Annotated in this window: 23 protein-coding genes, 1 pseudogene and 1 other annotated feature; of the genes and pseudogenes, 11 read left to right on the forward strand and 13 right to left on the reverse strand. The window is 54.6% G+C overall.

Translation table 11 applies throughout. The features are described 5' to 3' along the window. Positions 1-5 precede the first annotated feature (5 nt). The 7 genes from adk to PYW49_RS08250 form a co-directional block, all read right to left on the reverse strand. A complete protein-coding gene (gene adk, locus PYW49_RS08220; protein ID WP_006809841.1) occupies positions 6-650 on the reverse strand; it encodes an adenylate kinase in 645 nt (214 codons plus the stop codon). A 195-nt stretch (positions 651-845) separates the two neighbouring features. After that, complete coding sequence (htpG, locus tag PYW49_RS08225; protein WP_134348592.1) at positions 846-2,720, reverse strand: molecular chaperone HtpG; 1,875 nt, start codon at positions 2,718-2,720, stop codon at positions 846-848. Positions 2,721-2,830: 110 nt separating this feature from the next. Then, on the reverse strand, positions 2,831-3,436 hold the full coding sequence (gene recR, locus PYW49_RS08230; protein ID WP_008499298.1) for a recombination mediator RecR: 606 nt from the start codon (positions 3,434-3,436) through the stop codon (positions 2,831-2,833). Next, positions 3,436-3,768, reverse strand: a complete 333-nt coding sequence (locus PYW49_RS08235; RefSeq protein WP_010428194.1) for a YbaB/EbfC family nucleoid-associated protein — start codon at positions 3,766-3,768, stop codon at positions 3,436-3,438. The genes recR and PYW49_RS08235 overlap by 1 nt, the downstream gene beginning before the upstream one ends. A gap of 54 nt (positions 3,769-3,822) precedes the next feature. Continuing rightward, positions 3,823-5,751, reverse strand: a complete 1,929-nt coding sequence (gene dnaX / locus PYW49_RS08240) for a DNA polymerase III subunit gamma/tau (RefSeq protein WP_320386209.1) — start codon at positions 5,749-5,751, stop codon at positions 3,823-3,825. Then, positions 4,429-4,493: a sequence feature (DnaX frameshifting element), on the reverse strand. It overlaps the preceding gene by 65 nt. 88 nt (positions 5,752-5,839) lie before the next feature. Then, a complete protein-coding gene (apt, locus tag PYW49_RS08245; RefSeq protein WP_000127359.1) occupies positions 5,840-6,391 on the reverse strand; it encodes an adenine phosphoribosyltransferase in 552 nt (183 codons plus the stop codon). Positions 6,392-6,542: 151 nt separating this feature from the next. Then, the gene (locus PYW49_RS08250) at positions 6,543-6,920 is read right to left on the reverse strand and encodes a DUF454 family protein (protein WP_134348594.1); all 378 of its coding nucleotides are present in this window, start codon (positions 6,918-6,920) and stop codon (positions 6,543-6,545) included. 50 nt (positions 6,921-6,970) lie between these two features. Between PYW49_RS08250 and priC the strand changes: the two genes are divergently transcribed. Both priC and rsmS read left to right on the forward strand, forming a co-directional pair. After that, positions 6,971-7,498 (forward strand): primosomal replication protein N'', encoded by a 528-nt coding sequence (gene priC / locus PYW49_RS08255; RefSeq protein WP_320386210.1) that lies wholly within the window; start codon positions 6,971-6,973, stop codon positions 7,496-7,498. Between the two features lie 13 nt (positions 7,499-7,511). Then, positions 7,512-7,683: pseudogene (gene rsmS, locus PYW49_RS08260) on the forward strand (pleiotropic regulatory protein RsmS); the annotation flags it as partial. 37 nt (positions 7,684-7,720) lie between these two features. Here the strand turns inward: rsmS and mscK are convergent. Beyond that, positions 7,721-11,068, reverse strand: coding sequence for a mechanosensitive channel MscK (gene mscK / locus PYW49_RS08265; protein ID WP_134348597.1), 3,348 nt, complete (start codon positions 11,066-11,068; stop codon positions 7,721-7,723). A gap of 113 nt (positions 11,069-11,181) precedes the next feature. Then, positions 11,182-11,835: a multidrug efflux transporter transcriptional repressor AcrR gene (gene acrR, locus PYW49_RS08270; protein ID WP_320386211.1), complete on the reverse strand. Its 654-nt coding sequence runs from the start codon at positions 11,833-11,835 to the stop codon at positions 11,182-11,184. 141 nt (positions 11,836-11,976) lie between these two features. On the opposite strand from acrR, the gene acrA reads away from it, so the two are divergent. The 6 genes from acrA (at position 11,977) to PYW49_RS08300 (ending at position 18,817) form a co-directional block, all read left to right on the forward strand. Continuing rightward, positions 11,977-13,170: a multidrug efflux RND transporter periplasmic adaptor subunit AcrA gene (gene acrA, locus PYW49_RS08275; protein ID WP_023310601.1), complete on the forward strand. Its 1,194-nt coding sequence runs from the start codon at positions 11,977-11,979 to the stop codon at positions 13,168-13,170. A gap of 22 nt (positions 13,171-13,192) precedes the next feature. Continuing rightward, positions 13,193-16,339, forward strand: a complete 3,147-nt coding sequence (acrB, locus tag PYW49_RS08280) for a multidrug efflux RND transporter permease subunit AcrB (protein WP_320386212.1) — start codon at positions 13,193-13,195, stop codon at positions 16,337-16,339. A gap of 512 nt (positions 16,340-16,851) precedes the next feature. Continuing rightward, on the forward strand, positions 16,852-17,226 hold the full coding sequence (gene tomB, locus PYW49_RS08285) for an Hha toxicity modulator TomB (protein ID WP_008499288.1): 375 nt from the start codon (positions 16,852-16,854) through the stop codon (positions 17,224-17,226). Between the two features lie 27 nt (positions 17,227-17,253). After that, complete coding sequence (locus PYW49_RS08290; RefSeq protein ID WP_008499287.1) at positions 17,254-17,472, forward strand: HHA domain-containing protein; 219 nt, start codon at positions 17,254-17,256, stop codon at positions 17,470-17,472. A gap of 208 nt (positions 17,473-17,680) precedes the next feature. Beyond that, positions 17,681-18,232, forward strand: coding sequence for a maltose O-acetyltransferase (gene maa, locus PYW49_RS08295; protein WP_134348600.1), 552 nt, complete (start codon positions 17,681-17,683; stop codon positions 18,230-18,232). Between the two features lie 117 nt (positions 18,233-18,349). Beyond that, positions 18,350-18,817 (forward strand): YlaC family protein, encoded by a 468-nt coding sequence (locus PYW49_RS08300; RefSeq protein WP_320386213.1) that lies wholly within the window; start codon positions 18,350-18,352, stop codon positions 18,815-18,817. Here the strand turns inward: PYW49_RS08300 and pdxR are convergent. Further along, positions 18,789-20,249, reverse strand: a complete 1,461-nt coding sequence (gene pdxR, locus PYW49_RS08305) for a MocR-like pyridoxine biosynthesis transcription factor PdxR (protein WP_320386214.1) — start codon at positions 20,247-20,249, stop codon at positions 18,789-18,791. The genes PYW49_RS08300 and pdxR overlap by 29 nt on opposite strands. Before the next feature lie 101 nt (positions 20,250-20,350). Between pdxR and PYW49_RS08310 the strand changes: the two genes are divergently transcribed. Then, the gene (locus tag PYW49_RS08310; protein ID WP_320386215.1) at positions 20,351-21,061 is read left to right on the forward strand and encodes a GNAT family N-acetyltransferase; all 711 of its coding nucleotides are present in this window, start codon (positions 20,351-20,353) and stop codon (positions 21,059-21,061) included. Here PYW49_RS08310 and ykgO read toward each other — a convergent pair. Both ykgO and PYW49_RS08320 read right to left on the reverse strand, forming a co-directional pair. After that, positions 21,058-21,198 carry a type B 50S ribosomal protein L36 gene (ykgO, locus tag PYW49_RS08315; protein WP_003859006.1) on the reverse strand — a complete coding sequence of 47 codons (141 nt, stop codon included), beginning with the start codon at positions 21,196-21,198 and terminating at the stop codon, positions 21,058-21,060. The two genes, PYW49_RS08310 and ykgO, sit on opposite strands and share 4 nt — an antisense overlap. A gap of 2 nt (positions 21,199-21,200) precedes the next feature. Further along, positions 21,201-21,461 (reverse strand): type B 50S ribosomal protein L31, encoded by a 261-nt coding sequence (locus tag PYW49_RS08320; protein ID WP_134348604.1) that lies wholly within the window; start codon positions 21,459-21,461, stop codon positions 21,201-21,203. A 219-nt stretch (positions 21,462-21,680) separates the two neighbouring features. Between PYW49_RS08320 and PYW49_RS08325 the strand changes: the two genes are divergently transcribed. Next, positions 21,681-23,246 (forward strand): EAL domain-containing protein, encoded by a 1,566-nt coding sequence (locus PYW49_RS08325; RefSeq protein WP_320386216.1) that lies wholly within the window; start codon positions 21,681-21,683, stop codon positions 23,244-23,246. Here PYW49_RS08325 and PYW49_RS08330 read toward each other — a convergent pair. Next, positions 23,239-23,511 carry a metal/formaldehyde-sensitive transcriptional repressor gene (locus PYW49_RS08330; RefSeq protein ID WP_024906840.1) on the reverse strand — a complete coding sequence of 91 codons (273 nt, stop codon included), beginning with the start codon at positions 23,509-23,511 and terminating at the stop codon, positions 23,239-23,241. The genes PYW49_RS08325 and PYW49_RS08330 overlap by 8 nt on opposite strands. Before the next feature lie 135 nt (positions 23,512-23,646). On the opposite strand from PYW49_RS08330, the gene PYW49_RS08335 reads away from it, so the two are divergent. After that, the gene (locus PYW49_RS08335; protein ID WP_134348606.1) at positions 23,647-24,456 is read left to right on the forward strand and encodes a nickel/cobalt efflux protein RcnA; all 810 of its coding nucleotides are present in this window, start codon (positions 23,647-23,649) and stop codon (positions 24,454-24,456) included. Positions 24,457-24,483: the final 27 nt, after the last annotated feature.

The raw sequence follows: 24,483 nt of genomic DNA on the forward strand, positions 1-24,483 counted from the left end.
CGCGATTAGCCGAGGATTTTTTCCAGCTCTGCACGCACGTCAGCCACGGCTTTGGTGCCGTCAACTTTCGCGTATTTGGTGTTACCCGCTTGCGCTTCTTTGGTGTAGTAACCGATCAGCGGCGCGGTCATCTGATGGTATTCCACCAGGCGCTTACGCACGGTCTCTTCCTGGTCATCTTTACGGGTGGTCAGCTCTTCGCCGGTCACGTCGTCTTTACCTTCAACCTTAGGTGGGTTGAATTTGATGTGGTAAACGCGGCCAGAAGCAGCGTGTACGCGACGGCCAACGATACGGTCAACGATCAGCTCGTCCGGTACGTCGAATTCCAGAACGTAGTCCACGTTGATGCCCGCTTCTTTCATGGCATCAGCCTGAGGAATGGTGCGTGGGAAACCGTCCAGCAGGAAACCGTTACGGCAGTCTTCCTGAGCAATGCGCTCTTTGACCAGAGCAATAACCAGCTCGTCGGTCACCAGCTTGCCTGCGTCCATGATGTCTTTCGCTTGTTTACCCAGCTCTGAGCCAGATTTAACAGCGGCGCGCAGCATATCACCGGTGGAGATTTGCGGAATACCGTATTTCTCCATGATGAACTGAGCCTGAGTTCCTTTACCCGCGCCCGGAGCGCCAAGCAGAATAATACGCATTGCGAAAATCCCCTCAAAAGTCGATTCAATTTTTCAAAAGCGCTAAACAATACCACCAGAACGGGTATCGCTCAAGGAAGGCGGGAGGGCTGAAACGGTTAATGGGAGGAGATTATTTGGGTTAGTGCGGTCTGGTGCCCTCACCCCGGCCCTCTCCCACGGGTTGAGGGAGAAGACCAGGGGAGGCGTGGTCAGTTACGCCAGCAGCAGCGCATTCACACGTTTAATGAAGAGGTTAGGATCTTCCAGCGTACCGCGTTCGGCCAGCAGAGACTGATCCAGCAGCAGTTCAACCCACTCGGCAAAGCGGGCGTCGTCCTGGGTATCCGCCGCGCGTTTCACCAGAGGATGATCCGGATTAAGCTCAAAGATATATTTCACTTCCGGAACCGCCTGGCCTGCAGCAGCGAACAGCTTCGCCATCTGGGTGCTCATTTCATCGGCATCGGTGGTGACAATGGCCGGGGTGTCGGTCAGACGGTGGGTGAAACGCACTTCCTTCACGCGCTCGCCCAGCAGCGTTTTCACGCGCTCAACAAACGGCTCCAGCGCCTTCTCGGCTTCTTTCGCGCTTTCGTCCACTTCATCCGCCAGCTTGTCGATAGACTCGTCCGCCTTAGCGACAGACTGGAATGCCTTACCGTCGAACTCGGTCAGGTAGTTCATCATCCACTCGTCGATGCGGTCAGACAGCAGCAGCACTTCGATGCCTTTCTTGCGCAACAGCTCCAGATGCGGGCTGCTCTTCGCCGCCGCGTAGCTGTCGGCGGTGATGTAGTAGATCTTCTCCTGCCCTTCCTTCATGCGCGAGACGTACTCTTCCAGCGACACGGTCTGTGCGGAAGAGTCGGTATGCGTTGAGGCGAAGCGCAGCAGTTTGGCGATCGTTTCAACGTTCGCGGTGTCTTCTGCCGGGCCTTCTTTCAGCACCAGGCCGAACTGTTTCCAGAAGGTCTGATATTTTTCCGCATCGTCTTTCGCCAGTTTTTCCAGCATCTGCAGCGCACGTTTGGTCAGAGCGTTGCGCAAGTTACGGGTGACGGTGCTGTCCTGCAGAATTTCACGCGAGACGTTCAGCGGCAGATCGTTGGAATCTATCAGACCGCGCACAAAGCGCAGGTAGTTCGGCATGAACTGCTCGGCGTCGTCCATGATGAAGACGCGCTGCACGTACAGCTTCAGGCCGTGCTTGTGATCGCGGTTCCACATGTCCCACGGAGCCTGTGCCGGGATGTACAGCAGGCTGGTGTACTCCTGCTTACCTTCCACACGGTTGTGGCTCCAGGTCAGCGGGTCGGTAAAGTCGTGGGCGATGTGCTTGTAGAATTCGTTGTACTCGTCGTCTTTGATTTCAGACTTGTTGCGCGTCCACAGCGCCTGCGCCTTGTTGATTTTCTCCCAGGAGACCACGGTTTCACCGTCTTTCTCTTCCTGTTTTTCAATCTCAACCGGCAGCGCGATATGATCGGAATACTTGCTGATGATGGAGCGAACGCGCCAGTCGTTCAGGAAATCATCTTCCCCTTCACGCAGGTGCAGGGTGATTTCAGTCCCGCGATCCGCTTTGGTGATGTCACCAACGGTATATTCGCCTTCACCTTTAGATTCCCACAGCACGCCGTTCTCGGCGCTATCGCCCGCGGCGCGGGTGCGCACGGTGACTTTGTCCGCCACGATGAATGCCGAGTAGAACCCAACGCCGAACTGACCGATCAGCTGGCTGTCTTTCGCCTGGTCTGAGCCCATGGACTCAAGGAACGCTTTGGTGCCGGATTTCGCGATAGTCCCGAGGTGGTCGATCACTTCGTCGCGGTTCATCCCAATGCCGTTATCGGCGATGGTCAGGGTGCGGTTCTCTTTATTAAACGAGACGCGCACGCGCAGCTCGCCGTCGCCTTCGTACAGATCCGGGTTAGACAGCGCGCGGAAGCGCAGCTTGTCCGCCGCATCCGAGGCGTTGGAAATCAGCTCACGCAGGAAAATTTCTTTGTTGGAATACAAGGAATGGATCATCAGGTGCAGAAGCTGTTTTACTTCTGACTGGAAACCACGGGTTTCTTGTCCTTTCATCTATGTCGACCTCAACAATGCCATTTAATGGGGTTGTAAAACGTTGAGTGAGAGATGGGGATAAGAGGAGGAATTTTCAAGCGGAGGCGGCTTACGCAGCCTCCGTTTGGTCAGAAAATAATCTTGTGACGTCCGGCCAGAGAGTGGGACAGCGTGGTGCCGTCCACCATCTCCAGCTCGCCGCCCACCGGCACGCCGTGGGCGATGCGGCTGGCGTCAACACCGTACTGCGAGCACAGTTCGGCGATATAGTTGGCGGTTGCTTCCCCTTCCACCGTGGGGTTGGTGGCGAGGATCACCTCTTTGATGGTTTCGGACTCAAGACGCTGTTCAAGGCGATCAAGACCGATATCATCCGGGCCAATACCGTCCAGCGGGGAGAGATGCCCCATCAGCACGAAGTAGCGGCCGGAAAACTGCCCGGTTTGTTCGATGGCGTAGATGTCCGCCGGACTCTCCACCACGCAAATCTGACCGTTTTCCTGGCGACGCGGGTTCGTACAAATGTTACACACATCCTGCTCGGTAAAGGTACGGCAATCCGCACAGTGACCAATTTCTGACATGGCGCGGGTTAAAGCCTGCGCCAGGCGCATCCCGCCGCTGCGGTCGCGCTGCAATAGCGTAAACGCCATGCGCTGCGCCGACTTCGGGCCAACGCCCGGCAGGCAGCGCAGTGCTTCCATTAACTGCGTGAGCAGCGGACTAGTTTGCATCAGAATGGCATCTTGAAGCCAGGCGGCAGTTGCATACCGCTGGAAACAGAGGCCATTTTCTCTTTCTGAGTTTCGTCGATACGGCGAGCAGCATCGTTAAACGCGGCTGCAACCAGATCTTCCAGCATATCTTTGTCGTCTTCGAGCAGGCTCGGGTCGATTTCAACGCGACGGCAGTTGTGCGCACCGTTGATGGTCACTTTGACCAGACCGGCGCCGGACTCACCCGTGACTTCCAGCTGAGCGATCTCTTCCTGCATCTTCTGCATTTTTTCCTGCATCTGCTGAGCCTGCTTCATCAGGCCACCCAGACCGCCTTTTCCACCAAACATAGGCTTCTCTCTTCTTTCACGTTTAAGGATTACAACCGTAAGTCAGACTCACGATCAAATGGGGCGAATACTCTCTTCATCCAGATCGGCGTCGAAGAAACGGCGCAGGGTCTGAATGTTGTTATCCGCAATAATCGCCTCGCGCGCCTGCGCGAGCTTTTCTTCATAAATGGCCTGACGCCACTCCAGCGGCGTTTTCACTGCCGGATTATCATCTTCAATGATAGTCAATTCAACCGGTGAACCCTGTAAAGCGCCAAGCGCCTCCGCCAGCACTTTTTGCGCACCGGGCGAATTCAGGTGGCGTTGACCCGGACGCAGGTGTAAACGCACCTGATTGCCGTCCTGCTCTTTCCAGGCATTCAGCGCGACCTGCTCGACCAGCTTCGGCAGCTGGAGTTGGCTGACCTCGGCGGCCCAGGCGTCGCGTGCAATAGATTCTTCGGCAAGCTTCGCGGAAAGCTCCGGCGTTTTCTCATGCTCCAGCGCCTTTTTCAGCGCTTTCGGCGTGGCGACCTCTTCCTTCACCGTTTCGATGATGGTGGTTGCCTTCCAGCGGTAAGCCTCTTCTTTCACCGGGGCTTTCTGCTCGAGCGCGGACGGTGCAGGACGCGACTGTACGCGCTCCGTTACCGAGGCCAGTCGTTCAAGCGCGGCGTTGTTCACCGGCCGCGCTCTTCCTGGCGCTGCCGGTTCACTCTTTTTTGGTTTGGTTACTCCCTGGGCACGCTGCAGCTGGCTGCGTGCGGCAAGCACCGAACTGGTGGCATCCGACAGCGGCACGTCTTGCTGTGGCGGCGGTGTCGGCTGCGGTGGCACCTGCTGCGGCGACATCACAGCCGTAGGGGCGACCGGCGCGAAAGACTGCCGCGGCACTTCAGGCTCCGGCAATGGCATGCGCGGGTGGAACGCCAGCGCGCGCAGCAGCGTCATTTCAACGCCCATCCGCGGATCCGGTGCGAACGGTAGCTCTTTGCGGCCAATCAGCAGCGTCTGGTAATAAAGCTGCACGTCGGCAGGCGGCACGGTGCGGGCAAGTTCACGCATCCGCTGTTCAATGGCGGCCATATCCGCACCGATGGCGGACGGAGAAAGCTGCAGCATCGCCACGCGGTGCAGCAGGCTGAGCATCTCAACCAGCAGTCCTTCCCATTCAATACCCCGGGCAGCGGCAGCATTCACCTGCGACATCACGCGTTCGCCGTTGGCGGCAATCATCGCTTCGATAAGCGAAAGCGCCTGATCGTCATCCAGCGTGCCGAGCATGGTGCTGACCGCCTCGGTGGAGAGCTTGCCGTCACCGCTGGCAATTGCCTGATCGGTCAGACTGAGTGCATCACGCAGGCTACCGTCCGCCGCGCGGGCCAGCAGCTGCAGGGCGCGCGGTTCGTGGACAATTTTCTCTTCATCAAGAATGTGCTCAAGCTGCGCACGGATCTGCTCAACGTCCAGCGCCTTCAGGTGGAACTGCAGACAGCGCGACAGAATGGTGACCGGCAGCTTTTGCGGATCGGTAGTCGCCAGCAGGAACTTCACGTGCGCGGGCGGCTCTTCCAGCGTTTTCAGCAGGGCGTTGAAGCTGTGGCGCGACAGCATGTGCACTTCATCGATCAGGTAGACCTTGAAGCGGCCGCGCGCCGGGGCATACTGCACGTTGTCCAGCAGGTCGCGGGTATCTTCAACTTTGGTGCGCGAGGCGGCGTCGATCTCGATCAGATCGACAAATCGCCCCTGCTCGATCTCCCGGCAGTTATCACACACGCCGCACGGCGTGGCGGTGATCCCGGTTTCACAGTTGAGACCTTTTGCCAGCAAACGGGCAATAGAAGTCTTACCGACGCCGCGGGTGCCGGAGAAAAGATAAGCGTGATGGATGCGACCTAGCGACAAGCCGTTCGCCAGGGCCGTCAGCACATGTTCCTGACCGACAACGTCAGCAAAGGTTTGTGGTCGCCATTTACGGGCTAACACCTGATAACTCATGGGCAGGCTCTGCAACGCTGGAAGGTGAATTTATGGAGGGGAATGCTATCACAACCTCACCCATTGAGCGAGGTTGTGAAAACCGGGATTAATGACCCGGGAAAGGCACCAGGCTGTAGCTGGTAATACCCTGTTTTTCCAGACGCTGTTCACCGCCGAGATCGAACAGGTTGATGATGAAGGCCGCGTCGGTCACTTCACCACCCAGACGACGGATCAGCTTCACGGTCGCTTCAATGGTACCGCCGGTTGCCAGCAGATCGTCGACCACCAGCACTTTGTCGCCAGGCTTGATCGCATCAACGTGGATCTCCAGCTGATCGGTGCCGTACTCCAGTTCGTAGCTCTCAGCGATGGTTTCACGCGGCAGTTTGCGCGGCTTACGCACCGGTACAAAACCCACGCCCATTGCCAGCGCAACAGGTGCGCCAAACAGGAAGCCACGGGCTTCGGTACCTACTACTTTGGTGATCCCGGCGTTTTTATAACGTTCGACCAGCAGTTCAATGCTGAGCGCGTACGCTTTCGGGTCTTCCAGCAAGCTGGTGACATCACGGAAAAGAATGCCAGGCTTTGGATAGTCCTGGATGCTTTTGATGCTGTTTTTCAGATATTCAAGCTGCTGTGCAGTTGCGGTCATCGGTTTGTGCCTAAATGAAACAGTGTTACTCACAGCGCGCAACGAGTCGGTCAAGGCAACAATTGTTTAACCTTTAACCAGGCGCACCTGTGCTCGAAAACGGTCGAATTTACTGGCTGTACGCAATAATTGCAACAGCCTTGATAAGGCTTCAGTGCTTTTGTTGCTTTTCATCAACCACGGGGATCCGCCACATGAAGATAAGCAGACAGGTGAGGATGACCAGCAACAGGATCCGCACCCACATCATTTTCACCAGCCATAATGAAATAGCGAAGGTGATGAGGATCACCGCGATCGCGCGCGGCTTCGCGCCGGGCGGCATGGCCCGGTGTTTTTGCCAGTGCCGCAGATAGCCGCCAAACCATGAGCGATACAGCAGCCAGTGGTGAAAACGCGGTGACGAGCGGGCGAAGCACCAGGCCGCCAGCAGGATAAACGGCGTGGTCGGCAGTAAGGGTAAAACCACACCCAGCGTGCCAAGCACTACCGCGATCCAGCCAATGATGATTAAAATAGTACGCTGCATAATGCGAATCGTTATCAAACTGAACGGCTACTTTACCACTGGAGAGCGCCTTGAAAACAGACTTGCTTCTGGAGATGCTGCAAAAACAGCTGACCACCCTGCGAGCCGAGGCCACCCCCCTGCTGGGGCACGCCACGCTGAAGCCGCGCTTTGACCGGCAGCTTTTTCGTACCCGCAGCACGCGCATACAGGATTACCTTGGCGAAGCGCAGACAAATCTTGATGAGTTACGCCATGCGGTAGAGAACGAGCAGCAGGAACAGGTGGCGTGGCTTGCTGAGCATCTCACTGAGCAGATGACCGCCCTGCATCGCGAAATCATCGCCTGGCCACTGCGCGCCTGGGACAGCCCCTCGCCCGGTCTCGGCAAATGGCAGCGCAAGCGGCTGGAGAACCAGGAGTTTGAACGCCGGCTATTTGAGATGAAGCGCGAACGCGAAGCGAGGCTGAACAACAGCGAAACGCTGGAAGAGCAGCAGCTATTGATGCGCGAGATTAGCGCGCTGGAAGGACGTATCGTTCGCTGCCGTCAGGCGCTGGATGAGATTGAGCGCGTAATTGAACGCCTGACCCGCTAAATAAGGAATCCGTATGTCACTGGAAAATGCACCCGATGAGGTCAAACTGGCCGTCGATTTGATCATGCTGCTGGAAAATCATGAGATCCCCGCAGAAACGGTACTTAAGGCGCTGGAGATTGTGCGAAGAGATTTTGAGGGGAAATTACCCTCACCCCAGCCCTCTCCCTGAGGGAGAGGGAGAAAATCGTTCCCTCGCCCCTGAGGGCAGAGGGAAACAGATTAGGCAGGAGTGGGATCGTCACCCTTAATCTCGCGCTTCACTTCTGTATGCTCATCACCTTTCTCGTTACGCAGGTGAACCTCAAGCTGGTTGAAGGCGATATTAATATCGTTTTCACGACACAGACGATCGAGAGAACGGTTCAGCTCATCCACCGTGTAGCTGCGGTCACGCAGTTCACGCACGTATAAACGCAGCTCGTGATCCAGCGTACTCGGCCCAAAGGTGGTGAAGAATACCGCCGGAGCAGGATCGTGCATCACTTTCGGATGTTCTGACGCCGCCTTCAGCAGTACCTCTTTCACCTTCTCCAGATCCGATCCATAGGCTACGCCGAGGCGGATCACCACGCGCGTCACCGTATCGGAGAGCGACCAGTTGATCAGACGCTCGGTCACAAACGCTTTGTTCGGGATGATCACCTCTTTGCGATCGAAGTCGGTGATGGTGGTAGCACGAATACGGATCTTACTGACCGTACCGGAGAAGGTGCCGATGGTGACGGTATCGCCAATACGTACCGGACGTTCGAACAGGATGATCAGGCCGGACACAAAGTTACCGAAGATCTCCTGCAGGCCAAAACCAAGACCAACCGAGAGGGCGGCCGCCAGCCACTGCAGTTTATCCCACGAGACGCCAAGCGAGCCAAAGACCGTCATCGCCCCAACGATAATGATGACGTAGTTGAGGATCGTGGTAATGGCGTACGACGCCCCCTGACGCAGGTTCAGACGCGACAGGACCAGCACTTCCAGCAGGCCTGGCAGGTTGCGAATCAGCGCCCAGGCCACGACCGACGATACCAGGGCAAACAGCAGGCTGCCCATGGTCACGCTTTTCATGACCGCCGCGCCGGCTTCGGTTCCGTTGTATTGCCAGAGGGTAATACTGTCGAGATAGGCGAAAACGGTAATAAGATCGGACCAGATAGCCCAGAACATCACGGCAAACAGAGCGATCATCACCAGCATGGTGATACGCAGCGTCTGCTGGTTAACCTGCTCCAGCGCGATGGTCGGCTCTTCCTGTGGCTCTGCCCCTTCGGCCCCCTCTTTCACCTGATGCTGACGACGCGCTATGGCGCGGCGATAGGCAATGCGGCGGGCCGCTACGCTCAGGCCGCGCAGCACGGTCTGATAAAGCAGGTTCCAGACGATCACCAGATAGACTGTTTCAATCCAGCGACCGGACAGGCGCAGCGTGGTATAGAAGTAACCCGTCGCCGTAAGCACCATCAGCGCCAACGGAATGATCGCCAGCACCGTCACGGTGGCCAGACGAATATTGTGAGACTCTTTATCACGCCAGCTGTCGCGGCACATTGGCCACATCAGGATAGCAATCAGCAGCAGGTTCAACAGGATGGCCAGCTGCCCCAGCACATCATCCATCAGATGCAGCGGGGAAAGTTCAGAGACCACCGACCAGAAGTGCAGCGGCAGGAGCGCCAGGCTTATGCGTACAATCTGACGACGCCAGTGGCTGGTCAGCTGTGCAGGCATGTTGAAATGGCGCACGGCCACACCGTCTTTTTCCAGTACTTTCCAGCACACGCCGAACACCAGCCAGAACAGCGCCAGTTTTTTACTGAACGCCCACAGCAGATCGCTGACGTTGAGCTGCATCGTGAGCAGAATCAGGCCCACAGCCAGAATAATCAGACACACCGGCAGGGCGCGAATGAGATCGATCAGAATCGCTTTCGGCGTATGAAGCTGGCTATCGTTTCGCAGTTGCCCTACTTCGGACGCCAGCTTCGCCTGGTATTTTTTCAGCCAGCCCAGACGCCAGCGAATCAGGCCAGCAATCAGCAGCAGCGGTAAACCCGCCAGCAAGGCAATCGTCACCGCAGGCCAGGCTTTCTCCCAGTTCACGGTGATTTTCATGCTCTTGATCTGCGTTTTCAGCGTCTCAGGGAAGGATTTAATCCAGTCCCAGTCCATCGGTTTGTTGCTGTTTACCCAGAAAATCTGCTGGGTCAAAATCTCCTGCAGACTTTTCGAGACGCTCACCAGCTGCTGCTGGTTGATTTGCAGGTTAATCGCCATCATCAGCTGGTTGCCCAGCTGTTTATTGAGCTGGTCCAGCAGTTCGCGGCGCATATCAACGACCTGGAGCAGCGCGTCGTGCACTTCCGGGTTCACGTCGCTGGAGTGCCCCTCTTCAATTTTGGCGACAAAGTTATCGCTCTGGAAAAGGGCATCGCGCTGCTGGTTGACGTCAAATTGTTCCAGACGTAAATCCGCAATGCGGTTGGTCATGTCCTCCAGCTCATCGGCGGACGGGAGCGTCTGCTGCTGCTGGTAGAGAATACGCGACAGCAGAAGGCTGCCTTTCAGGACTGCTATCTGCTCTTTGATATTGCGCTCAGCCTGCAGCGCGCGATCCAGCCAGTTTTTGACTTTGATATTTTGCTGAACCAGCGAGTTGCCGTTTTCCGTCGCCAGTATCAGGCGCTGGCTAAGCTGATGGTTAGCCTCAAGCTCCTGCTTCACCAGCGGATTCGCCTGAATGCGGGCGGTTTCGTCAGGTGATACAGCCTCCTGAGCAGTTTTTTCCGTCAGGGTCAGGCGTTTACTGTTTACCGCCTCCTGCAACAGCTGGAGCTGATGTTCCAGGCGATTAATATTCGCGGTGACGTAATCACGCTGTTTCTGGAGCGTATCCTGCAGCACCGTATTCCCTTCCAGGCTTTTACGCTGCTGTTCGATTTGCGCGTTGAGCAACGTCTGCTGAACCAGCAGCAGGGTTTGCTGCGTCGGACGTAGCGTGCCTTCCCCCACCGTTGTGCCGTTCAGGCGGTTGCGGATTTGCTGCAGCTGCTGTGACGCGGTGTACATCGCGTTTTGCACGCGCTCAGGCTGGGTTTGCAGGGAGACAAGCTGGCTGTTATACGTTGCGAGATCGGATTGCGCGGTTTGCAGGTCGTCGAGTAATTGCGCAACGCGCGACTCCAGCTGGCGCAAGGAGAGCGTCGAGAGCGTCTTGCGCGTTTCGTCGTCGTTATCCACGTCACTCAGGGCGTTCAGCGATTCCGTCGCTTTGCGCATGTTTTCAGGGGCCTGCGCCACCTTCTGACGAAGCTGTGCGGTTTCAGCTTTGACGCGCTCAATTTTATCAAGCGTTTCCAGCGTTTCCGTCAAATCCTGCTGGGTAAGTTTCTCCTGAGGAGAAAGGTCTTTTTGTTTGTTCAGCGTGTCGAGCTGCGACTGAACATCGCCGCGCGAGGGAATATCATTGCTGTTATCGGCGCGGGCCCAGGTCAGCGGCGCCGTGGCGAAGAAAAACAGCATCGCAAAGAGCAATGCAAAAACAGGATGTTGCGAGCGATTGATGGGCAGCATAGTTGTGAATGATGTCAGAAGATGACCGAAAATAGTCCGGCGTGAAGAATATCACGCTCGCCTGAAGCAGAATAGCGCGAACGTGAGCCTCTGAGATAAATCCTGGAAATGACTCAGGCAGTCAGAGAAGATGTATCACTGCGCAGCGTGGGGCAGAGCTGGAGCATTTCCAGTAAAATCGCCACGTAGCTGCGGGCTTCCGCTTTCAGGTCAAAGGATTGTGGGGCAAACAGCCAGTTTTCCATCAGGCCTGAAATGTAGCTGCGCATCAGGATAGCCGCCCGGCGGGTCAAGAGATTGGCCGGTAACAGGTTTGCCTGCATGCAGTGATTCAGGTTCTGTTCAATGCGGTCATAGCTCTCAAGGCTGAGGCTGCGTTGCGCCTGCTGCACCACCGCCATTTCGCCCACGAACTCGCATTTATGAAAGATAATTTCCATCATTAATCTACGACGTTCTTCAACTACAGTCGCTTCAAGGATATATACTAATATTTCTCTCAATACTGAGAGTGGATCGTCGGGGAATTTTGCCCGATACTCACTCTCGAGATCGCTAATGCTGGACTCTGAAAGCTCCCAGATTTCACTGAACAGATCTGACTTGTCTTTAAAATGCCAGTAAATCGCTCCTCGCGTTACGCCGGCAGCCTGAGCAATCTGCGCCAGCGAGGTTGACGAAACACCTTGCTGAGAAAACAATCGTATTGCCACATCCAGAATGTGTTGTCGGGTTTCCAGCGCTTGTTGTTTGGTTTTTCGTGCCATAGGTGAGTGAATTTACAGGAGTCAGATTTACATACATTTGTGAATGTATGTACCATAGCATGACGATAATATAAACGCAGCAATGGGTTTTTAGACTCAGGACCCTTGATCAATTTGAAATCGGACACTCGAGGTTTACATATGAACAAAAACAGAGGGTTAACGCCTCTGGCGGTCGTTCTGATGCTCTCAGGCAGCTTAGCGCTAACAGGATGTGACGACAAACCGGCTCAACAAGGAGCTCAGCAGGCGCCAGAAGTAGGCGTCGTGACGCTCAAATCTGAACCTCTACAAATCACCACCGAATTACCAGGCCGTACAAATGCCTACCGCATTGCGGAAGTCCGTCCTCAGGTTAGCGGCATTATCCTGAAACGTAACTTCACCGAAGGCGGTGATGTGAAGGCCGGTGAGTCTCTGTATCAGATTGATCCAGCAACCTATCAGGCATCTTATGAAAGCGCCAAAGGTGACCTGGCGAAAGCACAGGCTGCAGCCAAAATCGCCCAGCTGACGCTGAACCGCTACCAGAAACTGCTCGGTACCAAGTACATCAGTCAACAGGATTACGATACCGCCCTGGCCGATGCACAGCAGGCTAACGCAGCCGTCGTGGCAGCCAAAGCGGCAGTCGAAACCGCCCGCATTAACCTGGCCTATACCAAAGTGACCTCCCCTATCAGCGGTCGTATTGGTAAATCTTCCGTCACGGAAGGGGCACTGGTGCAGAACGGTCAGACCACTGCGCTGGCGACCGTGCAGCAGCTTGATCCGATCTACGTCGACGTGACGCAGTCCAGCAATGATTTCCTGCGTCTGAAACAGGAGCTGGCTAACGGCACCCTGAAACAGGAAAACGGCAAAGCCAAAGTGGAGCTGATTACTAATGACGGTATCAAGTTCCCGCAGGAAGGTACGCTGGAATTCTCTGATGTGACGGTCGACCAGACCACCGGTTCCATCACCTTACGTGCGATTTTCCCGAACCCTGATAAAAACCTGCTGCCAGGTATGTTTGTTCGCGCGCGTCTGGAAGAAGGAACGAACCCAACCGCACTTCTGGTTCCACAGCAGGGTGTGACCCGTACGCCACGCGGCGATGCGAGTGCACTGGTTGTCGGGGCAGATGACAAAGTCGAAACGCGCAATATCACCGCCACCCAGGCGATTGGCGATAAATGGCTGGTGACGGAAGGTCTGAAAGATGGCGATCGCGTGATTGTTACTGGTTTGCAAAAAGTTCGTCCTGGCGCGCAGGTTAAAGCACAGGAAGTGAAATCTGACGATAAACAACAAGCTTCGGCCGCTGGCCAGTCAGAACAAACCAAGTCTTAACTTAAACAGGAGCCGTTAAGACATGCCTAATTTCTTTATCGATCGCCCCATATTTGCGTGGGTGATCGCCATAATCATCATGCTGGCCGGGGGACTTGCGATCCTGAAGCTGCCTGTCGCGCAATATCCAACGATTGCGCCACCGGCGGTGACAATTTCCGCAACCTACCCGGGGGCTGATGCGAAAACGGTGCAGGACACCGTTACCCAGGTTATCGAACAGAACATGAACGGTATCGATAACCTGATGTACATGTCCTCAAACAGTGACTCCACCGGTACGGTTCAGATCACCCTGACCTTCCAGTCAGGTACTGATGCCGACATCGCGCAGGTTCAGGTGCAGAACAAACTGCAGCTGGCGATGCCTTTGCTGCCGCAGGAAGTACAACAACAGGGCGTGAGCGTCGAGAAATCGTCCAGTAGCTTCCTGATGGTTGTCGGCGTTATCAACACCAACGGCACCATGACGCAGGAGGATATTTCCGACTACGTAGGCGCCAACATGAAGGACGCTATCAGCCGTACTTCCGGTGTGGGTGACGTGCAGCTGTTCGGCTCCCAGTACGCGATGCGTATCTGGATGGACCCGAATAAACTGAACAACTTCCAGCTGACGCCGGTTGACGTCATCAGCGCCATCAAAGCCCAGAACGCCCAGGTTGCAGCCGGTCAGTTAGGCGGTACGCCGCCGGTGAAAGGCCAGCAGCTTAACGCCTCGATCATCGCGCAGACCCGTCTGACCTCCGCCGATGAGTTCAGCAAAATTCTGCTGAAGGTGAATCAGGACGGTTCGCAGGTTCGCCTGCGTGACGTGGCGAAAGTGGAACTGGGTGGTGAGAACTACGACATCATTGCGAAGTTTAACGGTAAACCGGCTTCCGGTCTGGGTATTAAACTGGCGACAGGCGCTAACGCCCTGGACACCGCCACGGCTATCCGTGCAGAACTGAAGAGAATGGAACCGTTCTTCCCGTCAGGTCTGAAAATCGTTTACCCGTATGACACCACGCCGTTCGTCAAAATCTCGATTCATGAAGTGGTTAAGACGCTGGTTGAGGCGATCATCCTGGTATTCCTGGTGATGTACCTGTTCCTGCAAAACTTCCGCGCAACGCTTATCCCAACGATTGCCGTGCCGGTGGTATTGCTCGGGACCTTTGCGATCCTGTCGATATTTGGCTACTCGATAAACACCCTGACGATGTTCGGGATGGTGCTCGCCATCGGCCTGCTGGTGGATGACGCCATCGTCGTGGTCGAAAACGTCGAGCGCGTCATGGCGGAGGAAGGTCTGCCGCCGAAGGAAGCAACCCGTAAGTCAATGGGTCAGATCCAGGGCGCGCTGGTCGGTATCGCGATGGTACTGTCTGCGGTATTTATCCCGATGGCCTTCTTCGGTGGCTCCACCGGTGCGATTTACCGCCAGTTCTCCATCACCATCGTTTCTGCGATGGCGCTGTCAGTGCTGGTGGCGTTGATTCTGACGCCAGCCCTGTGTGCGACCATGCTGAAGCCGATTCAGAAAGGCGGCCATGGCGAGCATAAAGGATTCTTCGGCTGGTTTAACCGCATGTTTGATAAGAGCACGCACCACTACACCGACAGCGTGGGTAACATCCTGCGCAGCACCGGTCGTTACCTGCTGCTCTACATCATCATCGTGGTGGGCATGGCTTTCCTGTTCGTTCGTCTGCCAAGCTCGTTCCTGCCGGATGAAGACCAGGGCGTATTCCTGAGTATGGCTCAGCTTCCGGCGGGGGCGTCGCAAGAGCGTACCCAGAAAGTGCTGGATGAGATGACCGATTACTACCTCACCAAAGAGAAAGCCAACGTTGAATCCGTGTTTGCGGTTAACGGTTTTGGCTTTGCGGGTCGCGGTCAGAACACCGGTATTGCCTTCGTCTCTCTGAAAGACTGGTCTGAACGTCCGGGCAAAGAGAACAAGGTTGAAGCCATCACCGGCCGTGCAATGGGCACCTTCTCGCAGATTAAAGATGCGATGGTCTTCGCCTTTAACCTGCCCGCGATTGTTGAACTGGGTACCGCGACCGGCTTCGACTTCCAGCTGATCGACCAGGGCGGTCTGGGTCACGAAAAACTGACGCAGGCACGTAACCAGTTGTTTGGTGAAGTGGCGAAACACCCTGACCTGCTGGTCGGCGTACGTCCAAACGGTCTGGAAGATACGCCGCAGTACAAAATCGATATCGATCAGGAGAAAGCCCAGGCGCTGGGCGTGTCCATCAGTGACATCAATACCACGCTGGGCGCAGCCTGGGGCGGTAGCTACGTTAACGACTTCATCGACCGCGGTCGTGTGAAGAAAGTGTACGTGATGTCAGAGGCGCAGTACCGTATGTTGCCAAACGATATCAACAGCTGGTTCGTGCGCGGCAGCAATGGTCAGATGGTACCGTTCTCGGCGTTCTCAACGTCACGCTGGGAATACGGTTCACCACGTCTGGAACGCTACAACGGTCTGCCGTCTATGGAGATCCTGGGTCAGGCAGCGCCGGGCCGAAGCACTGGTGAAGCCATGAACCTGATGGAAGAACTGGCGAGCAAACTGCCTTCGGGTATCGGCTATGACTGGACCGGTATGTCCTATCAGGAACGGCTGTCCGGTAACCAGGCCCCTGCTCTGTACGCCATTTCACTGATTGTGGTCTTCCTGTGTCTGGCGGCACTGTACGAGAGCTGGTCGATTCCGTTCTCCGTTATGCTGGTGGTTCCACTCGGGGTTATCGGTGCGCTGCTTGCCGCAACGTTCCGTGGACTGACCAACGACGTTTACTTCCAGGTAGGCCTGCTGACAACCATTGGCTTGTCGGCGAAGAACGCGATACTTATCGTTGAATTCGCCAAAGATCTGATGGAGAAAGAAGGCAAAGGCTTGATTGAGGCGACGCTTGAGGCAGTTCGTATGCGTCTGCGCCCAATCCTGATGACGTCACTGGCGTTTATCCTCGGCGTACTGCCGCTGGTTATCAGCTCTGGTGCGGGCTCCGGCGCGCAGAACGCAGTAGGTACAGGCGTAATGGGCGGTATGGTTACCGCAACCGTACTGGCTATCTTCTTCGTACCGGTGTTCTTCGTGGTGGTTCGCCGCCGCTTCAGCCGTAAGAATGAAGATGTTGAACACAGTCATTCGGTAGAACCTCACTGATACCGGTTTCATGTGATAAAAAGGCCGCATTAGCGGCCTTTTTCATTTACAGAAAAAATCATAAATTACGCTTATTGTGGTTCTATTTATTTTCTGCCATCTTAATAAGACATATCATAATTAACTGATAACTTAATCGGTGAATTCAGGATTTTTTTAATTTCATTTCCCCGCTTAAGTTATTAGGAATATTCCTAACAACAAGTTCAGACAAAGAGAACTCCGGATCTGAACTTTTCTGATCGTTTAAGCTAAGCCGATGAAACGTAAGGAAGCGATAAAAAAATCATTCTTCATTTGGATAAAAAAGTTCAGTCCTGGACGAACAATTGCGTAAACACTCGCAGTCTGCGGTTTTATTTGTAATTTTTCGTAATAGCGCGATGAAATCTTGAAGCGAGTGGCTTATAGTTAGAGTTATCAGGAACACAGCACCCGTGCGGCTAAGTATGTTGTATCCATCCCGACATTGATGTTCGGTGAGTAAGAAATCACTCAGAAGGGGATGCGCTATGGACGAGTACTCGCCAAAAAGGCATGATATCGCGCAGTTGAAATTTCTCTGCGAATCCTTGTACCATGACTGCCTTGCCAATCTTGATGAAAGTAACCATGGCTGGGTAAACGACCCAACGTCTGCCATCAATTTACAGTTGAATGAGCTGATTGAGCATATCGCAACCTTCGCACTTAATTATAAAATTAAGTACAATGAAGATAATAAGCTCATTGAGCAAATTGATGAATACCTGGACGACACCTTTATGTTGTTCAGCAGTTACGGCATTAACGCCCAGGATTTGCAAAAATGGCGTAAATCGGGAAACCGGCTATTCCGCTGTTTCGTCAACGTGAGCAGAGCTAACCCGGTTAGTCTTTCCTGTTAAAATTATTACAATTACTAAGGTGAATTTATGTCTGATAAACCACTCACAAAGATCGATTATTTGATGCGCTTGCGACGTTGTCAGTCAATTGACACGCTCGAACGCGTCATTGAAAAGAATAAATACGAGCTTTCGGATAATGAACTGGCGGTATTTTATTCAGCTGCTGACCATCGTCTTGCTGAGCTGACAATGAATAAACTGTATGACAAAATCCCTACTTCTGTGTGGAAATTTGTCCGTTAATCTTTGAAGGGTGTCTGTAGAGTTCTACGCCACGTTCTAAGTTGTATTTACCTATCCCGTTATGCTCCCTGTGCCCAGGCCAGGTCTCCGTGTAAAACGTGTTCATCAGCAATAATGTTGTGACACCAGTCACATCAGCTTTTCGGGAACGTTCCCCTGCCGGTCTGTTACGATTACCCTGCAGTAATCATATCCAGAGAGGTTTCCCATGAGCGTAGAAAAACAGAAAATGATTGCAGGTGAACATTACTGTCCCGGCGATGAGACGTTACGGGCCGATCGACTGCGGGCCCGCCATCTGGTTTACCGCTATAACCACACCGCCCCTGATGAAAAAACAGAACGCCAGAACATTCTGGCGGAACTTTTGGGGCAAAGCGAAGGGGCTTATATAGAACCGAGCTTCCGCTGTGACTATGGATATAACATTTATCTGGGCAAAAACTTTTACGCTAACTTTGATTGCGTGATACTGGATGTCTGTCCTGTTCATATTGGCGATAACTGCATGCTTGCGCCGGGTGTTCATATTTATACGGCAACCCATCCCCTGGATGCAGAGGCACGTAATAGCGGCGTGGAGTTTGGAAAACCCGTCAACATTGGAAATAATGTCTGGATTGGCGGCCGGGCGGTCATTAATCCTGGCGTCACCCTCGGTGATAATGTGGTGGTGGCCTCCGGCGCCGTCGTGACGAAAGACGTCCCGGCAAACGTCGTCGTTGGCGGCAATCCGGCAAGAATCATCAAAACGCTGTGAAGTATCAGGGAGCCAACTGTTATGGTCTTTTAGCGCCAGACTGTTACTTTTTTCACTCTGATGGCTCCCCTAAAATTGGCAGACACCCTGTATTGTCAACTCTCATGAAGGCAAATAATGACCGAGATACAGCGCCTGCTTACCGCCACCATCAACGATCTTAACCTCCGCGAAAAGCGCGATAATCGCCCGCGCTTTAGCATTAGCTTTATTCGCAAACATCCTGGGCTGTTTGTCGCAATGTATGCCGCCTGGCTGGCGACGCTTATTGTGATGCTGCAGTCCGAAACGCTGGTGGACTCTGTCTGGCTGCTGGTTGTACTGTTTATCGTCTTTAACGCCTTTTTCTTTTTCGACGTAAATCCGCGCTACCGTTACGAAGATATCGACGTCCTCGATTTCCGGGTCTGCTACAACGGCGAGTGGTACAACACGCGTTTCGTGCCTACGGAGCTGATCGAGAGCATCCTGCACTCTCCGGCAGTGGAAACCGGGCAAAAAGAGAAGCTGCAGAAAATGGTCTCCACCAAAGGTCAGCTCTCTTTCTATGATGTCTTTACCCTTTCCCGCCCTGCTGCTGCGTAATTAACGCCTGCAGACGTCGGATCCCCGGCACAAACTGAGAAGCAGAGGTATTACCGTAGCCTAAAACCAGACCGGTTTGCCCCTGCTTCGTCTCCAGGTAATACCCGCTCAGTGCAGCGGGTGCCAGCTGAAACGCCCTCGCCTGCTCCACCAGCTTCTGGTCATCAATACCGTCTATCGCCAGCGTCAGATGCATCCCGCCCTCACCAGCGAGAATACGGTGCGGCGTGCGAAGCTCTGTGCCCAACACCTCACGCAGCTGGCGGTAGCGTTTACGGTAGAGCCGACGCATGGCGGCAAGATGACGGGCGTAGTGACCTTCTTCAATGAACAGCGCCAGGGTGCGCTGCTCAGCACGATGCCCACCGCGCAACAGCGAGCCGATGGCCGGGCGAGCCGCTTTCGCCAGCGCTGGCGGCAATACCATGAACCCCATTCTGAGCGACGGAAACAGCGTTTTGCTGAACGTCCCCAGATACACAACGGGCGCGTTAGCGACCATGCCCAGCATGGCCGGCACCGGTTCACCGGTATAGCGGAACTCGCTGTCGTAATCGTCCTCAATAATCCAGGCGTTATGCTGTCTGGCCAGTTCCAGCAACGCCAGACGCCGCCGTGCACTGAGCACGCTCCCGTAAGGAAACTGGTGTGAAGGCGAGGTAAAAATCAGCGAGGGAGTAGGTGTATCCAGCCCTTCCCAGCACATTCCCTCATCATCTACCGGTATTCCCGTCATCGTCAGGCCGGTTTTAACAAACGCGCTCTTTGCCCCGCTATAGCCGGGGTTTTCTACCCAGGCGACATCGCCTGGCTCACTCAACAGCATCGTGCACAGGTTAACGCCCTCAAGCGCCCCTTCCGTTATTACAATCTGGCTGGCGTCGCAGTCAATGCCGCGAGACAGTGCAAGGTGTCGGGCAATCGCTGCCCGCAGCGACGGCTCGCCGGCCGGGTCGCCATACCCTAACAGGGCATATCCCTCCTCCCGCATCACGCGGTCGTAAATTCGCCGCCACAGCGGCAGAGGAAAATAGTTGATGGCCGGCGTCCCTGGGGTAAACGCCAGAACCGGCGTGTCCCGGGGCACTGGCGCAGGCAGCAGGCCGACCCGTTTTGCCAGCGTGATGGCAGGGTCCGGCAATGTTTGGGTGACAGAACGGTGAGCTAACTGTGCCACCCGCGTTCCCTGGCGATTACGCTGCAAATACCCTTCGAGCGTGAGCTGATCCAGCGCCGCATTGACGGTATTGCGGGAAAGGGAGAGCTGCAGAGCCAGCGTTCGCGAACCGGAAAGCTGGCTGCCGGACCGTAGCCTTCCGCACAGTATGGCTTCCCGCAAAGCGAGATAGAGCGTGCGCTGGAGCGTCTCTTCCCCACGTGTTTTCAGGGCAGCATTGAGCAAGGTATAAAATTCATCACCCGGTATATTCATCTTAACTCCTCGTGGCACCATCAAAACATAGCGCAGTGGTTCTTTTTAAGGAACCATCAATTCACTAGTCTGAAGCTCTTTTCAACGTCACGGAAATTAAGATGAAGACATTCAATCAGTTCGGACAGCCAGTGGGCGAACCCCTTAACGACTGGCAACCTCGCCAGCACCCGTCCCGGGTGGTACTTCAGGGTCGCTATTGTCGGCTTGAGCCGCTGCGAGTGGAGCATGCCGACGCACTGTTCTCCGCGTATTCCCTGGCCGAAGATACTCGCAGCTGGACATGGCTACTGCGTGAACCCGATGCCACCGCGGAGGAGTTTGCCGAATGGGTGGCAAGCGTGAGCGAATTATCCGATCCTATCCACTTTACCGTTATGGATAACCAGACCCAGTCTCCGGTCGGGACGCTGTCCCTGATGCGGATCGATCCCAAAAACGGGGTTATGGAAGTGGGGCACGTTCACTTTTCTCCGCTGTTAAGCCGCACGCCAATGTCGACAGAAGCACAGTATCTGCTGATGCGGTATGCGTTCGATACCCTTGGCTACCGGCGTTATGAATGGAAGTGTAATAGTCTGAACGAGCCTTCCCGCAAAGCGGCACTGCGTTTGGGTTTTCAGTTTGAAGGGCGTTTTCGCCAGGCGCTGGTCATTAAAGGTCATAACCGGGATACCGACTGGTTTTCAATTCTCGACAAAGAGTGGCCAGCGCTGGCAAGCGCCTTTGAAAACTGGCTTGCCACCGACAATTTTACTGCCGATGGCAAACAAAAAAGATCCCTGGAAAGCTGGCGAGAAACACGCGCCTAGCGTCTTTTTTTACGTCCCTGAACCGCCTTAAAGCGCGGATTGGATTTGCAAATCACGTATAAGCGTCCCTTGCGTTTGACTATCTGGCAATCCGGGTGACGCTGTTTTGCACTGCGCAATGAGTTAAGTACCTGCATGGTTAGCCCCGCTTCGCATTGAGAAAGCCGCCAAAACGCTTGCGGAAGCGCGCTGTGCTGCCGTCCGTGGAGAATGTTTTCTGCTTACCGGTATAAAACGGATGCGATTTTGATGAGACGTCGATGGTGATGTACGGATACGTTTCACCGTCGAGTTCAATTTCGCGCTCGGTTTTAATGGTTGAGCCAACTTTAAAATACTCATTGGCGCTGGTGTCGTGAAAGACCACGGTGCGATAGGCAGGGTGGATATCTGGCTTCATCGTAAATCCCTTATGTTTTGTTATAACATAACAAAATAATATCCAGGCCAGACTGAAAAAACAACCCCTCTCTGCTGACGATATTTTCGGGTTTGCCTTAGATAAAATGATAGCCACGCCATCCACGTGCTATAACTATATCATTTCGCGGTAAAATCTTTCTCTTCAGGCAGGGAACTCAGCGCCCAGGAATGGGTATACGAGGAAGGACACGACGGCATGAAAACCCGACATCTGGTCAGTCTGGTGACTGGCGTACTTATCTTTTCTATACTGGTCCCCATTTGCCTGAGCATCTGGCTGGCCCATCGCCAGGCGGAAGATAAATTTGTCGATGCGCTGGAGAACTATGCCTCGCGCGTTCTGGTACGAACCGACAGGGTCGTGGAGCAGGCAAAAGAAGCGCTCAATCACCTGCAGGCATTTGAGGGGGTTCCGTGTAGCCCTCTGCAGTTAAGGGAGATGCGCAGGGTCGCTTTCTCGTGGCGATACGTCCAGGAAGTGATTTATATCGACAACCTTCAACCGCTCTGCTCCTCCCTGGAGCAAACCAGCCATGCCTCCCCTTTCCCACCGCCGATGCGCATTACCGAAGATGGTTACAGTGCCTGGCTGACCACGCAAAACGATCTTGGTTTTCACCACTACATGGCCGTGCTGGGAAAAGGTCATTACCTTGTCATGATCGATCCAGCCTCACTTGTGGATGTGATCCCTTTCGGTGAGATAGCGATTGATGCCGCCCTGGTAGGAAGCACAACACACCGCATATTCGCCAGCAGCAATAAGCTCGATCCGCATATCCGCGACATGATTCAGGAGCAGGGTGTGACCAGCGTTCAGTACAACGGTTCAATGTACGTCATGAAGTCTGTACCTGAACTGGGGTTTACCGTCGTCGCATGGGCAACGCTTAAACCGCTGGCTGAAACCTGGCACCGGCAGCTTCTTTTCTGGTTACCGTTCGGCATGTTGATGAGCCTGCTTGCCGCGCTCTTTGTCCTGCGGATACTGCGCCGTATCCAGTCGCCGCGCAATCGCCTGCTTGACGCCATTAACAGCCGCGATTTTGTGGTTCACTACCAGCCCATCGTGGCGCTGTGCAGCGGAAAAATCGTGGGTGCAGAAGCGCTGACGCGCTGGCCCCAGCCAGACGGAAGTAGTCTGTCGCCTGATATCTTTGTTCCCCTTGCCGAGCAAACGGGGCTCATCTCGCAGCTCACGCAGTTAGTCATCGAAAAGGTGTTTGAAGATATGGGCCACTGGCTACAACATCATCCGGATCAGCATATCTCCATCAACCTCGCGCCTGCCGATTTAACCACCGGCATCCTGCCGCCTCTGCTGAGTCAATTGCTGAATAAGTGGAAAGTCCATCCAAAACAGATCGCCCTTGAGTTAACCGAGCGCGGTTTTGCCGATCCCAAAATAAGCGCACCGGCTATCGCCGCATTCCGTCGCGCGGGACACCCTGTCTATATTGATGATTTTGGCACGGGCTATTCCAGCCTGAGCTATCTGCAGGATCTGGACGTCGACACGCTAAAAATCGATAAGTCGTTCGTGGATGCGCTGGAATATAAAAACGTGACGCCACACATCATTGAAATAGCGAAGTCGCTGAAGCTGGCGATGGTGGCAGAGGGTGTCGAAACCGCAGGGCAGCTCGCCTGGCTGCACCGACACGGCGTGCAATATGGGCAGGGGTGGTACTACAGCAAAGCGCTGCCAAAAACGGAATTTATTCTTTGGGCAGAAAATAACCTCGGAACGCACTCTACTTAAGATAGGATTTGATCACCTGCAACACCACGCCAAGATCGGCTTCACGCTGCGCTTCTTCAGGCTCTTTCACCACATGATCGGTTAAGTGCCCTTCGATCACCTGCATCATCATGCCGTTGACCGCCCCGCGGATCGCCGCCAGCTGCTGTAATACCTCGGCGCATTCGTGATCGCTATTCAGCATTTTCTCCAGAGCGTTACTCTGCCCCTGAATTTTCTTCAGGCGAGTCAATAACATTTTCTTGTCGCGAACGGTATGTGACATCTCTTCAACCCTTATCTTTTTGGCATTTAAAGCATATCACGCTCTACTCCCCCTGAGTATTTTTCTACTGGGGGGTAGTATTAATCTACTGGGGGGGAGTAGTATCAGGTCACGCTTTCCACTCCGGAATTTTCCATGAACGATTTTGCTTCACTCCTGCAGCAGGGCAATGCCTGGCTGTTTGTCCCCAGCGCTATTCTGCTCGGTGCGCTACATGGCCTGGAGCCGGGCCACTCGAAAACGATGATGGCCGCCTTTATCGTGGCCATCCGCGGCACGCTGAAGCAGGCGGTACTGCTCGGTCTTGCGGCAACGCTTTCCCATACGGCGGTGGTCTGGATTATTGCCATGGCAGGATTATGGTTCGGACGGGGCTGGGATGCGCATACGTCCGAGCCCTGGTTCCAGCTGATCTCTGGCGTATTAATCGTTGCAATCGCTCTGTGGATGGCGTGGCGAACCTGGAAAGAGAGCCAGCCGCACGATCATCATCACGACCATGATCATCACCATGACCACCATCACGATCATCACCACCACGAACACCCGCTGGTTGATGACGAGTGGCAGGACGCCCACCAGCGCGCGCACGCGCAGGATATTAACCGGCGTTTCAACGGTCAAAACGTCACCACCGGACAGATCGTGATGTTTGGCCTGACGGGAGGACTCATTCCCTGCCCGGCGTCCATCACCGTTCTACTCATCTGCCTGCAGCTAAAGCATTTTGCCCTCGGCGCGACGCTGGTGTTCAGCTTCAGTATTGGTCTGGCGTTAACGCTGGTCGCTTCCGGCGCAATAGCCGCCTTAAGCCTCAAACATGCGACAAAACGCTGGCCCGGCTTTAGCGAATTCTCCCGCAAAGCGCCGTGGATCTCCGCAGCGCTGATAACCGTAGTAGGGATTTACATGAGCCTGCATGGCCTGAGCGGAATTCTGGCGTAAGCCAGCGGCCACGCCGCGTGGCCGCCT

Origin of the sequence: Enterobacter chinensis, from assembly GCF_034008295.1 — a bacterium.
Taxonomy (GTDB): Bacteria; Pseudomonadota; Gammaproteobacteria; order Enterobacterales; family Enterobacteriaceae; genus Enterobacter; species Enterobacter chinensis.